The following is a 14,078-nucleotide window of genomic DNA, read 5'->3' on the forward strand; positions in this document are numbered from 1 at the left end:
CATTTGAAGTCTTTGAAGCATATAAATCTAATACGAAATCAACATCTAAAGCTGAATAAATAACATAATTATCGCCTTTTTTTACAACAATCCATTTTTGTGCATATGAACCATTTGAATCGTATTGCTGCACATTTGTTAAATTTAACGCTTTGCTGTTTGTTACATCCAAAACTTTACCTGAATTCACATTTATAAATGTTAAATAACCCTTTTCGTCTTTTATAATCTTCCAAGCCTGTGCATTTGTTCCGTTTGATTTGTAAATTTGAACATTACCACCATTCGACATGGAAGAACTTGTCATATCCAATACATAATTTGAATTGATAGCTGAACCGATTTCATAAGTGCCTTCTTGAAGGGTATTTTTGTTTGCTACTGCAAGTTGATCTAAGTAATCTCTACCCGCCTGTACTTGCACTAAATTCCAACACTGAGCCATACTACCATTCTTTTCCCAAATTTTAATCAGGTTTCCATTTGCAGTTGACGAACTATATAAATCCATAGCATAATTTCTATCCCAAGCAGAAGAGATTACCCATTTGCCAATCGCATTTCGATAAATCACAAATTGAGCTGATTTACTACTTGAATCAATACCTTGAATTAAACTTAAACCATTCTGCATATTTTGCCAATTACCATTCAATCCAATATATTGATTTGAATAAACATTTTTAATTGTATAATAGCCATTTTGATTTTTTTCAATATAAAATTGCTGACTCATACTTGTATTACGATCATAAATTCCAATTGTAGAACTTCCACTTTGAGTTTTATTCACTAAACCTAATACTTTATTATTTGTAATACCTTCTTCTATTTGGTATGTTCCATTTTGCATTTCATCTTTTAAAATGTTGAAGATTTTTGATACTCTTCCAGTATACCCATTAATACCTTTAATAATTACATTTGCTTGACCAATCTTATCATTATTTTCAAATGTAACAATATAATCACGACCTTGTACTAGGTTAACTTTACCATTTGATGTTTGCATGGAAACATTCACTTCAGGTTCTGCTTTAGATCCTGAATAATAAATATCACCAACATGAATATCCCCATATTTTTCTACATCAATGTAAAGTTTGAAATCTTTGAATAACCCAATCGAGAAGAAAGGACCACCAGCCTCTAAGTCACCCGCAAAATGAGATGGGTGATTAAAAATTTCACTAATATGCACACGCCCATTACGACTTGGTGTATATGGATCATATACCGTAGTATATCCTTGTGCATCTAGACCAAACAACAAAATTTGATGTGATGCTCCTGGCCAAGGACAGAATTTTCCACCTTCAACAGCCGCCGTAACAAATTTTCCGTTTAACAATTCTAGAATAGCTTGTTGTTGATTTAAACGATTTTGAAGATTTAATCCAAAACGATTTGCCAAATACGTCCACGATCCAGAATCTGCCCCAACATCATATGTATTAAAATGACCTGATTGAAATAACATAGTACCAATATCTGTTGGCAAATAATTTGTGTTCATTAATGTATTAATGATCATTGTAGCTGTTGTTGGAGAGCAACCAGTTCCACGGAAATAATAATTTCCAATCACTTTATTAGCCCATTGAGGATCCTGTTGGCAATAATAGCGAACCCCATTCCACATTGTCTCGAAAATCACACCATTTGTATCTGTCTTATAAGTGACTTTATCAATATAGAATGTGCCATCGCATCTTCTTCCTAAAGAATCATAATACTTGATTGTATTGCCATGAATATCAAAGCCAACAATTAAGGTACCATCCTCTTTAAAATTATACCAATGCCCATCGCAAAACTTCTCTCCGATTGCCTGAACACCATTTTCAAAATAATAGATTTTATCATTCAAACTCAAACGACCTGTTATACCGACACCTGTAGTATCATCGAAATAATACAATTTACCATTTATGGTTTGTAAACCATGCAATGCAATCCCTTCATCTGAAAAATAATATGTAGAATTTCCAATTGTTTGAAGACCTTTTAACATTTCCCCTGATGCATTAAAATAATATGTATTTTCTCCAATTGTTTTTAACCCAGTTACTTTATATCCAGCCTCATCAAAATAGTATTCATTACCATCAATCAACTCAAAACGATTCGTAACATAGGCACCATCTTTAACATATTGCCTAAAATCAGCAGACCAACCAGGATTCAATTGTGAGTTTGTTTGTTCATTTGAATCCACATCACTTTTTTTATCCACAACTACATCTGTATTTAAAACATTATCATTATCTGTGACATTCACATCCACAATCGGCTGTGTATCATTTTCTTGTGCATTAATAACCATATCGGCAAAATTGTAAGTAGTTACTGCAGCAAGAACGGCAAAACCAACTTTAATTATATCTCTATTCATACTCTCAACCCCCATGATTTATATTTTATTACTTATTAATTTAGAAAACAATTAACATTTGTTCAAATCCCTGTAAAAAAGAACCCTATTTAAAATAGAGTTCCTAAGTTTTGTTATTTATTTAATAAAACACTCATCATATCCACAATAGAATATCCATAAATTTTATCTGAAGCCCAACCATATCCATTGGGATTTTCTTGTTGGCCAAGCCACTCAACATACTCAGCACAACCACGAGTTACTAAATTAAATCTTGGATCCACACAAGTATTAACTAATCTATCTAAAGAAGCATACGCTTTAAGATGTTGGATTTGAGCACGAATTCCTGTACGAACATCTTTAAATGCAGCTCCATGTACAGCTCCTGTTGCACCAATTCCTGCATAGTTATATTGGTTTGGTAAAACATCTCCACCATATTTTAAGAAAGCCGTTTCTTTCATACATTGCACAAATGCAACCTCTGCTCTTACACCCTCTGCACTTGCTTCTTCATAGAAAATCTGGGCAAATTCACGAATTGTACTTGCTCCCCCTTCTGCAAGGCAACCATCATATTTACCTTCATATTTTCCTTTAAAAGTATCATACCCTGATGCATTAGCATTATAGTAATTCACTATTTGATCTACAGTTGCTAAAGATTTTCCCATAATTGGCGTTAATACATCTTCTCGTTTATATTCACTGATAAATGTAAATACCCACTGTTGTGCAGAAGTATTATTTGAAGAATAAGTTTGAATACGAGCACCATTTGAAAAATTACTTGCTGTAACATCCATAGCTATTTTTGTATCTGCAGCAGATACAATCTTTAAATGTCCCTGCACATCAAAACATACAATCCATTTCTGATTTGCTTCATTTGTCGCATATTCCTGAGTTACTTTACCATTTGAAGCGGTTAAATATAATTTAGAACCAAAATTCATAAATGAAACATAACCCTTTGAATCATGTTCAATCACCCATTTTTGAGCATTAGACTCATTTAATGTATAAAGTTGAATATTGACACCTGGATTTTTACTACTACTAGGAACATCCAATACATATTGTGTATTCACATTTTTAATGAAATATACACCATCTTCCATCAAGTTTGCATTTTCTTTTGCCAATAAATCTGTTTTTTCTTGTATAGAAGCAAACGCTTGGAATTTCCACAACTGTGCATTTGAACCATTTCTTTCATATACATCAACATTATTACCATTGACAGTCTTAGAAGCATATAAATCAAGACAATAATTCATGTTCAAAGCAGAAACTAATTCAATCGAACCATCACTTTTCTTGAATGCAATCCATTTTTGTCCCATATTATCATTGGCTTGATTTTGTTGTACATTCGCAAAATTGGCAGCTTTATTATCAGCCACTTCCACGACCTTCCCTGAATTTTTATTTTTGATAATTACATAACCTTTTGTATCATGTGAAATATTCCAACATTGTGCATTAGTACTATTTGATTCATAAATCTGGACATTTCCACCATTACTTAAAGAGGAAGCCGTCATATCTAAAACATAATTTGTGTTTAATTTTGAGCCAATTTCATAATTTCCATCTGGAAGAACAGCTTTATTTTGTGCTGCAATTGCATCGTAATTAGAAGGTGCTGGGTTAACATCTATCTTTGTTTTAAAAATCCATTGTTGTGCATCTGAACTATTTCTTTCATATATATCAACATTATTTCCATTCGTAGTTTTAGATGCATATAAATCCAAACAATAATTCTCATCCAACGCAGACACTAATTCAATTGAACCATCACTATTTCTTACTGCTATCCATTTTTGAGCATAACTATCATTCATTGTGTTTTGCTGAACATTCCCAAAGTTTTTAGCACTATTACCAACAACTTCAACTGCTTTACCAGAATTTTTATTTGTAATTATTATATATCCCGTATTATCATGGGAAACCAACCATCTTTGAGCATTTGTTCCATTTGATTTATATAACTGAACATTTCCGCCATCACTTAAGGAAGAAGCCGTCATATCTAATACATAATCCGTATTCAATTTATTAGCAACTTCATATTCACCATTGTTAAGAACCGATTTATTTTCAACCGCCATTTGATCTAGAACTTCTCTTTTATTCAATTTTACCTTAAACAACCATTGCTGCGCTGTTGAATTATTACGACTATATATTTCAACATTAGATTCATTCACTGTCTTTGAGGCATATAAATCTAAGCTGTAATCTATATTAAGAGCTGAAACCAATTCAATAGAACCATTTTCTTTCTTAATCGCAATCCATTTTTGTCTGTAACTATCATTAGCTTGATTTTGTTGTACATTAATAAATTTATTTGCTTTGTTAGCAGCCACTTCCATTACTTTACCAGAATTTTCATTAGTGATTATTACATAACCTTTACTATCATGTGATACGACCCATCCTTGTGCCGAAGATTGGTTTGATTTGTAAATTTGTACATTTCCTCCATTGCTTAGTGAAGATGCCGTCATATCTAAAACATAGTTTGAATCTATAGCTGAAGCAATTGTATATATTCCATCTGTCAATACACTTTTATTGTCAGAAGCCAATTGATCAATTTCAATTCTAGGATTCTCTTGTTTCTTAAAAAACCAATTCTGAGCTTCAGAATCATTTCGTGTATAAATATCTACATTATTTCCATCTATTGTTTTTGAAGCATATAAGTCTAAACAATAAAATCTACTAAGAGCAGAAACCAATTCATAAGAACCATCATTCTTTTTAATGGCAACCCATTTTTGTCTTGAACTTCCATTCGCATCATTTTGCTGTACATTTGTAAATTTTCCTGCTTTATCACTCGCAACTTCTAACACTTTTCCAGAATTACCATTTGTTATTGTAATAAATCCATTACTGTCATGTGATACCGTAAAACTTTGTGATTTTGTATAATTTGCCTGCAACAATTGTACATTTGCTTTGTTTGACAATGAAGCCGATTCAATATCTAAAACATAATCTGAATCTAATTTAGATGCAATTTCATATGTTCCATCCGCTAGAGCATCTTTATTTTCTAATGCCAATTTATTTAATGCATACTTAGGATCCTCTTGTTTTCTAAAAATCCATCCCTGCGCTTCAGAATCATTTCTATGATAAATATCTACATTAGTTCCATTTTTTGCTTTTGAAGCATATAAATCTAAACAATAAAAATGATTTAAGCCCGAAACCAACTCGTAAGAACCATCATTTTTCTTAACCGCAATCCATTTTTGAGCATAAGAACCATTAGATTCGTATTGTTGAACATTTGAAAAATCATCTACTACACTACCTACTATATCCAACACTTTGCCTGAATTATCATTTGTGATTGTTATATACCCTTTACTATCGTGTGAAACAGTAAAACTTTGTGTTTTTGACCCATTTGCTTCATATAATTCAAGATTTGCTTTATTTGCAGATGACGATCCAGCTATATTCAAAACATATTCTGGATCAATATCTGATGCGATTTCATAAGTTCCATCAGGAAGTGCATTTCTATTTGCAGCTGCAAGTCTATCTAATGTAACTCGTGCCTCTTGTAAGCCTAATGCATTGACAATTCCTTTAGCATCGGCTTTCCCTAATGCCTGTAATTTAGAATCACTACTTAAGAAATTATAGAAATCACTTGAATTGCTTAAAAAGCAATGTTCAATAATCATGCCTGTCATACCAAAGTTTTTCGCATGACGAATAACCGCATAATAATCTCCAATTGAACCATCTGGATATGGCATTTCACCCGGATCCAAATTTCGAATCTTAATTCCTCGATTATAAATACCTAAAGCAGCCAATTCATTTTGAATCGATTGAGCCACAGCTTGACCATTTTGCCCTAGATCCGGACGATAGTTAGAGTTAGGATAGTAAACCTCAGCACCCATTGCACCTGGAGATGATGAATTTAAGTGAATACTGATTAAGTAATCGGCACCATTATTTCTTGCGATAATTGCACGCTCTTTTAAATCCACATCACGATCATCATATCGAGTCATAATTACTTTACAATCGTATTTTTCTAATTCTTGTTTACAATATTTTGCAATCTTTAAAGTAAGATCCTTTTCATTAGCCCCATTTACAGCAATAGCACCACCATCAGATCCACCATGACCTGGATCTAAACAAATTGTGACTTCTTTACTTGCTCTAGCATTTATATCTTCACCAATTGTTGCAATGGCAGATGCAGCATTTGAAGATAAAATCCCATCTTCTACTTGTTCTTCGGCCTTATTTAAATCTGTTACTTGAACAACACCTTCATCACTAGTAGTTCCTGCTGTTAAATCAGGCAAAGATGGATCATAACCACTATATTCCTGATCCACACCAAATTTAACATCCATATCCAAATCACCCAAATTTAGATAGTAAGCCTGTCCATTATAAACATAATGCAAAGTTGTAATTGTATATTCACCTTTTTCAGTAAATACACGAGAAAACTCTACTAAATTACCCTCTTGGCTTGTAGCCTCCATATCAAAAGAAGTACCATCACTCTTTTTTACACTCACCTTAAAGTTTGAATACCCCTCTGCATTCTTTAATGAAAGAACTAATTTCTGTGTATCATTCGAATTTACAATAGGCATATTCACTAAGAAATAATCCATCATATCTGAACTACCTAAAACTTCTTCTTGAGATACATTGTTCTCTGTATTTTCTACGGGTTCAGATACTTCCGTATCGGATTTATCTGTCGTAGTTTCCTGCACATTTTCTGATTCATCTTCCTCTGTAGTTTGTTCAACCTCATCTGCCAATACAGGCAATGAACTTGCAACTGTAGAAAAAGATAGAACACAGCTTAACATTAAAGCAAATAACGCTTTAGAAATTTTTGCCATGATTCCCTCCTATGTTGTTATCAACTGTTTTATTTTAAAACAAACTAACTCTTGTTTCAATAAAAAAGAACAGCATGTGCTGTTCATAATCAACTATTCTAATGAATTAATAAAAGAAATAATAGAAAAATAAAGTTTCTCTTTAATTTGTAAAGCTGATTCTTTATCTTTTGAAATAATTGAAAAATAAATTTTAATTTTAGGCTCCGTTCCCGAAGGCCTAAAAATAATTGAATTCTTGTCATCTAAAAAAACTTTAATTACATTACTCTTTGGTAATCCATCAATTCCATTCAAATAATCTTTTTTTAAGACAATGGTTGAATTTGCTAGAGTCTGCAAAACATAACGAACACCATCCATAATCTTTTCAATCTTAGCCTGTCCTTTTGCCCCATCAAACGTTAAAGAATGTTGAACATTTAAACAATATCCAAATTCATCATATAATTCATTTAATCGTTCAATTAAACTTATATCTTTCGATTTATAGTATGCATACATCTCACACACTAACATTGCAGCAACCGTTGCATCTTTATCTCTTACATACGTTCCTTTTAAGAATCCACAACTTTCTTCAAAGCCAAAAATAAAATCATTCTCTCGATTTTGTTTTTTCAAAATGTCAATTTGCTCTCCAATGAACTTAAATCCCGTTAATGTATTAATTGTAGTTGCATTATATTTTTTGGCAATTAACTCAGCCAAGTCTGTAGTTACAATGGTTTTAATAAAAACAGGTTTATTCACGCAAGTAATATTTTGACAGACATAATCCAGCAACAAACAACCAAGTTCATTTGCTGAAAGTATTTGAAAATTATCTTTTATACGAATCGCAATGGATAATCGGTCGCAATCTGGATCTGTAGCTAAAACTAAATCTGACTGATAGCGCTTCGCATACTCAATTCCTAAATTTAAAGCTTCATATTCTTCTGGATTCGGCTTTTTACATGTTGGAAAATTACCATCCGGCATTTCTTGTTCTTTTACAATTTGAATATTAGTGAATCCCTTTCGCTTTAAAATATCGGTAACCGGCCTTAATCCAGTACCATTCAAAGGTGTATATACTATACTTACATCCTTATTTTCAATTGGTAAAATGCTTTCTTTTTCTACAGCATCGATATACTTTTCATATATGATATCATCCACATATGAATATTCAGAATTATCATATATAGTAAAATAATCCAATTTTTTAATTTCATCATAAATCAAAGAAGCTGCTTCTGTAGTGATTTGACATCCATTCTCATTATAAACTTTATAGCCATTATATTCAGCCGGATTATGTGATGCTGTAATCACAATCCCACAAGCACACTTCAATTCACGTACCGCAAAAGATACGCAAGGCGTAGGTAAAGCCTCTTTAAATAGAAAAGCTTGAAAGCCATTTGCCTTAAGAACACGACTTGTAACTTGAGCATATTCTTTGGAATGGTTCCTTGTATCGTAACCAATGATCACTTTATTATTGCTCGAACAATATTTCTTTAAATAGTTAGCTAATCCTTGAGTTGCTCTTTGAATCACATATCCATTTATTTTAGCCGTACCCAAGCCCATCTTTCCACGAATACCACCTGTACCAAAAGATAATTCTTTATAAAAGGAATTTTCTATTTCAGTATCAATCATATTCGTTAAAACATTGACTTCACTTTCATTCACTTGTTCTAGCCAGTATTGATATCGACTTTTAATCAATTCATCCATATAAAACTCCTTTACTATATACTAATATTTAATCTTATCTTTTTTTGAAATTTCTTTACCAGATTGTACTTCAATCAATTGTAAATCCGTTTCCGCATTAATTGTGTGTTTACAATTTCTAGGCAATTTAATTGTATCACCCGAACGCAATACATAATCACGATCATTAACCGTCGCAACACCAATACCACTAATTATTGTCCATACTTCATCTCGATATTGATGAGAATGATAATTCATTTTATTTCCCTTTTTAAGTGATACTTTGATTGTTAAACTTTCATCTTCAACATCAATAACTTTATATTCACCCCATGATTTTTCGGCAAACATTATAGGTTGCTCAATCGTATTCACATATTCTTTAATATTTACAGATTGCTCTTTATCTGAAACTAAAATTCCATCTGGACTTGCAGAAACAATCATATCTTTTAATCCCATACATAAAATAGGTAGATCCAATTCATTAATGACATGTGCATTTTCGCAATGATTATCCATAATTACGTTTCCTATACTATTTTCTGCCATCGCATCCGCAAACGTATTCCAAGTGCCTAAATCTTCCCACATTCCCTTATATTTTATAACGGAAATATTTTTCTCTTTTTCAACAACCGCATAATCAAAACTAATTTTTGTTAGTGTGTCATATTTATTGAATAAATCATAATAATCTGTAAAATCAATCAATTCATGAGCTTTATCTAAAAGATAACCAATCTTATAGGCGAATACACCACCATTCCATAATCCACCTTTTTCAATATATTCTTTAGCCAAATTTTCAGAAGGCTTTTCCTTAAAACTATCCACCTGACTAATTTGACCATTTGTTTTTGGCATAATATATCCAAATTTTTCACTTGGTTCACTAGGTGCAATTCCCATCAAAGTTAAGTTTGATTGTCCTGTACAAGAATATTCATAAATATCTTTAATACATTCAAAATATGAATCTTCTACATAAGGATCGACTGGACATACAACCACTGAATCATCTAAAGAAACATTTTTTACATAATGTAAATACGCAGTTGATAATGCAATTGCCGGAAAAGTATCTCTTCTACATGGTTCAACAGAAACAGATACATTATCACCTAATTGATTATGAATCACAGAAACCTGTGTTTTGCTTGTTGCAATTGTAATATTACTGTTTTCATCCACTTCTTTTAGTTGGCGATAGACTCTTTGTACCATAGACTCATATTGCCCATTGTGTTTAAATAATTTAATGAATTGTTTTGAACGCACATCATTGGATAGAGGCCACAATCTTTTACCTGATCCACCAGATAATAATATTATATTCATAATAGATTCTCCTTGTATTATTTATAAATTTCATCAAATAAAGCAACTGATTTTTCCCAATTAAAATTATCTAATACATATTTTTGTAAATTGCTCGCCACTTCATTTTTCAACTCTTCATCATCAACTAATTTTAAGATCAAATTTGATAATTCTTCATCCGATTGTCCTAACAACAAATACTTTCCTTCGGCATCAATTCCTTCTGCACCAACAGAAGTTGTAATAACAGGTAAACCTAAGCCAGCTGCAAGCAAAATTTTAAATTTTATTCCTGCTCCTAACATTAATGGAAATACAGCAATGTCATTTTTCATAATTTCATCTTCAATTGAATCAACAAAACCAGTCACATGAATATTTTCAGATTCTAAATTTTGTAATTCCTGGCTAGGATATGCACCGATGATATTGATTTTAATATCTTTTCTATTAAGCTTTGAAACAATATTGATTAAACGCATCGCTGCATCATGATTTTCTGTACGTGCCATTTGCCCAACAAAGCAAATTGTTTTAGGAACTTTTTTTATATTCTTATTCACATTACTGAAATCAACACCATAATAAGGTGTAATCACTTTAGCATCTTTAATACTATAATATTTTTTTAATAAATCCAAATCTTTAGTATTTAATGTAAAGACTTCATCACATTTTTTTAAGCAATTTCCCTCATACTTTTCAACTAGATTAGCCTGCCATTTGTTATAAATCCTTTTAAAACCCGTTGAATCCTTAACGTATCGATCATAAGATTGTTTTGTAACATCATGCTCTACCAAATTAAATTTAATATTTGGGAATTTATCTTTAACCCATACAAACTGTCCCATTGCAGTATATTCCGCATGAATTACATCAATTCTTTCTTCTTCAATAATCTTAATTAACTTCTTTTTAAATTCACTTGAATTACGAATAGCAAAAAATATAGGCATATTCAAATTTAACAATGCATTAGTAGCCTTTGTATATGTATTTGATTTAACAAAATAACATTTTGTATCATCTTTATATTCTTTATCAATCAATTGTTCTTCTTTTTCATCATTCACGAATGAAAGTACGAAAACATTATGCTTTTTGCGTAATGTCTCTACTTCCTTACCCATACATACTCCTCCAGCATGTGCTGCGTGTACACTAGGTACATATGGTGATATATGCAAAATATTCATCAAGTTACACTTCCTTTTCTAAATTTTTAAATAAATTCTTTTGAAGCATTAAATAAATAAGGCCATACAAGAAGAATTCTAACAACATTATACAAGAATAAGCATATGCAGCTCCATCAATACTAAATCTTGTGATCAGTATAATACTAATGAAAAATCCAAATACAGATGTAATCACAAAGACAATAAACTGAATAAAATTATATCGTACGGTAATAAGAGCTGATGAAAGAATTAAACTCAATGCAAATAAAATCGAACCAAAAATTATAATTTCAAGTTCAAATAAATATGCAGATAATTCTAAACCATATACTAAAGATAATACTGGTATACCTAAGATATAAGCCCCGATCAGACAAATCACGCCCAATCCTGATGTTATAAACAATAATTTTATTACAACCTTGTTGAAAGCCTTTTTATCATTATTTTTAAAACTACTCGTTAATTGTTCTAAAAAAGGCTGAATAAAATATTGTACTCCTAAACTAATTAGGGTAGCAGGCATTAAAATAATACCAAAAATTGCTTGTAATTCATTTGATGCACGTCCATCTAACGCATATTTTGGTGCATTTACAATATAACTTGACAAAAAATTAATTATAAAAACAAAAAAACCATTTTTGAAAATATCCCTTAAACTAGATATATTGAAATGAAGTTTAAATTTCGATACATAATTAACGTTTTTAAAATCATATAAAACAATAACCAAAATCCATGCTAATATAGCAAATAATATTGAATATATAATGTTTCTTGTTACAATATCCACAACAACAAACAGAATCAAAGCAAATACCGATTTAATCGTTAAAGAAATACCTACCTGATAAAGGTTATTATTCTTTTGAACAACACCATATAAAACATCTGAAAAGGCTTCTAAACTTTTATATATGCAAAGCAAAATAACAACAGTAAATTTGTATAGACTATATCCTGAAATAAAACAATACATTAAACTTATAAATACCATCATTACACAAGTTATAGCTCTATGTATAATAAAATCACTATCTGTAATACTATCATTAACATTGGTAACTTGATAAACCCTACCTGCATAAGTACCAATGTAATATACTAAACAAGCAATAGAAAATGATAATGTAAATATTCCAGCATCATCCATTGAATTTATTCGTGTGATTAAAATCATGAAAAATAATGAGTTAAAACAATTACATGTCATTCCAATCACATTCCATAGAAAATTTTTTTTAAATTTATTTTTATCTATTGTTTGCGTCATTATTTAACCTCATTACTCTTTTCTGAATAAGCAAAAGCTTTTGTCAAAAATTTTGCAATAAATTCAGGCCAAAATTTTTTAAACATAAATAAATCTTCTTTTCCCCTAATATTTCCTTCTATAATTGAAGTGGTTGTGGATTCTTCATGAATCCTATGTCCCATTAATGGCTTATTCACAAAGATAAATCTCCCCTTTTCCTTTGAAACTCTTTCCCACGCTAACCAATCCACATCACATTTTAAATCCGATGCAAATATTTCTTTTAATGAAATATTTTTATTACAAAATGTAACCGCAGGACAACAAATAGAATTTCCAAATGCCAATACGCTACGCTTAAACAATTTAAAATTTGTTAAATTATGTACTTTTAGTGGAGTTAATAAAAGTCTCTTTATTTTTAAATTAGTATTTGAGTACACCTTTTTATGATTTCTCACTTCAAAATAGTCCGTAAACACAATGAGTGAATCCTGGTTCTTTTTATAAGCCTGTATTACCTCATTCGAATAGTCATATTCGTATATATCATCTTGGTGAGCAATCGTTACCATTTCAGAACTTACACAAGTTCGTGCAAAATCAAAATCATAACCAATACCATGCTTTTGTTCGTTATTCACAATAACTCGAAGATTATATTTATTTGCTAAATTATAAATAAAATCATTTGGCGTAGATGTTGCAATAACCACATCACTTTTATATTTTTGATTAAGAACACTTTTAATACATGTTTCTAAATAAATCGATTCTTTATATGCTAATACAACAAATGTATGCAATGCCATTTTATCCGCTCCTTAATTATACAAACATTTATAAGATACCATATTTAACACAAAATTTCTATCATTGATAAGAAAAGACTTTTTATATAAATAAGTCAACACCTAAAACCATATACCCCTATCATTTTCATCCACTCGTTATTGATGAAGTTTTTTGTATGCTATTTACAAATACGTCAGAATTTCATACATGAACTATATACTTATCTTCTATTCAGACATTACTAACTTCTTGTCCTTTGGTCACATTGATTCTGCATAGCTCTTTATGTTTCGTTCTCAATTTCTTATAGCGATTCGACAAGATCCACGTCTTTTTTATTTTTGATAGTTCCATAGGTACCACCTTCAATTTGACGCTTACCATACATCGTATTTCTCTGTTCCAAAAAACAAAATCTTATTATATAAAAAAAGGGGCTGTAACGAATAAGGAATATATAAAACTAGATAGGGATAAATCAACCTTTAAAAGTCATAGGGATTTTA

General features: G+C 30.9%; 8 protein-coding genes. All 8 read right to left on the minus strand.

Annotated features, from left to right (window positions below; genetic code table 11):
* Positions 1-2,395 (minus strand): RICIN domain-containing protein (locus Q3907_RS09205; protein WP_301898062.1); only part of this gene is annotated, 2,395 nt, incomplete at its 3' end.
* A gap of 113 nt (positions 2,396-2,508) precedes the next feature.
* Positions 2,509-7,299, minus strand: coding sequence for an RICIN domain-containing protein (locus Q3907_RS09210; protein WP_301898063.1), 4,791 nt, complete (start codon positions 7,297-7,299; stop codon positions 2,509-2,511).
* A gap of 93 nt (positions 7,300-7,392) precedes the next feature.
* The gene (locus tag Q3907_RS09215; RefSeq protein ID WP_301898064.1) at positions 7,393-9,030 is read right to left on the minus strand and encodes a phospho-sugar mutase; all 1,638 of its coding nucleotides are present in this window, start codon (positions 9,028-9,030) and stop codon (positions 7,393-7,395) included.
* A gap of 21 nt (positions 9,031-9,051) precedes the next feature.
* Positions 9,052-10,353: a sugar phosphate nucleotidyltransferase gene (locus Q3907_RS09220; protein ID WP_301898065.1), complete on the minus strand. Its 1,302-nt coding sequence runs from the start codon at positions 10,351-10,353 to the stop codon at positions 9,052-9,054.
* Positions 10,354-10,370: 17 nt separating this feature from the next.
* A complete protein-coding gene (locus Q3907_RS09225) occupies positions 10,371-11,468 on the minus strand; it encodes a glycosyltransferase family 4 protein (protein WP_301898066.1) in 1,098 nt (365 codons plus the stop codon).
* 70 nt (positions 11,469-11,538) lie between these two features.
* On the minus strand, positions 11,539-12,795 hold the full coding sequence (locus Q3907_RS09230; protein ID WP_301898067.1) for a lipopolysaccharide biosynthesis protein: 1,257 nt from the start codon (positions 12,793-12,795) through the stop codon (positions 11,539-11,541).
* Complete coding sequence (locus tag Q3907_RS09235) at positions 12,795-13,589, minus strand: glycosyltransferase (RefSeq protein ID WP_301898068.1); 795 nt, start codon at positions 13,587-13,589, stop codon at positions 12,795-12,797. The genes Q3907_RS09230 and Q3907_RS09235 overlap by 1 nt, the downstream gene beginning before the upstream one ends.
* A 214-nt stretch (positions 13,590-13,803) precedes the next feature.
* Positions 13,804-13,926, minus strand: a complete 123-nt coding sequence (locus Q3907_RS09240) for a hypothetical protein (protein WP_301898069.1) — start codon at positions 13,924-13,926, stop codon at positions 13,804-13,806.
* Between the last annotated feature and the right edge of the window lie 152 nt (positions 13,927-14,078).

The sequence above is a fragment of the uncultured Holdemanella sp. genome, assembly GCF_958348295.1.
GTDB lineage: Bacteria > Bacillota_I > Bacilli_A > Erysipelotrichales > Erysipelotrichaceae > Holdemanella.

Coding starts and splice junctions, on each gene's coding strand:
- Q3907_RS09210 (WP_301898063.1), bottom strand. CDS start 7,299: ATGGCAAAAATTTCTAAAGCGTTATTTGCTTTAATGTTAAGCTGTGTT.
- Q3907_RS09215 (WP_301898064.1), bottom strand. CDS start 9,030: ATGGATGAATTGATTAAAAGTCGATATCAATACTGGCTAGAACAAGTG.
- Q3907_RS09220 (WP_301898065.1), bottom strand. CDS start 10,353: ATGAATATAATATTATTATCTGGTGGATCAGGTAAAAGATTGTGGCCT.
- Q3907_RS09225 (WP_301898066.1), bottom strand. CDS start 11,468: ATGGGTAAGGAAGTAGAGACATTACGCAAAAAGCATAATGTTTTCGTA.
- Q3907_RS09230 (WP_301898067.1), bottom strand. CDS start 12,795: ATGACGCAAACAATAGATAAAAATAAATTTAAAAAAAATTTTCTATGG.
- Q3907_RS09235 (WP_301898068.1), bottom strand. CDS start 13,589: ATGGCATTGCATACATTTGTTGTATTAGCATATAAAGAATCGATTTAT.
- Q3907_RS09240 (WP_301898069.1), bottom strand. CDS start 13,926: ATGGAACTATCAAAAATAAAAAAGACGTGGATCTTGTCGAATCGCTAT.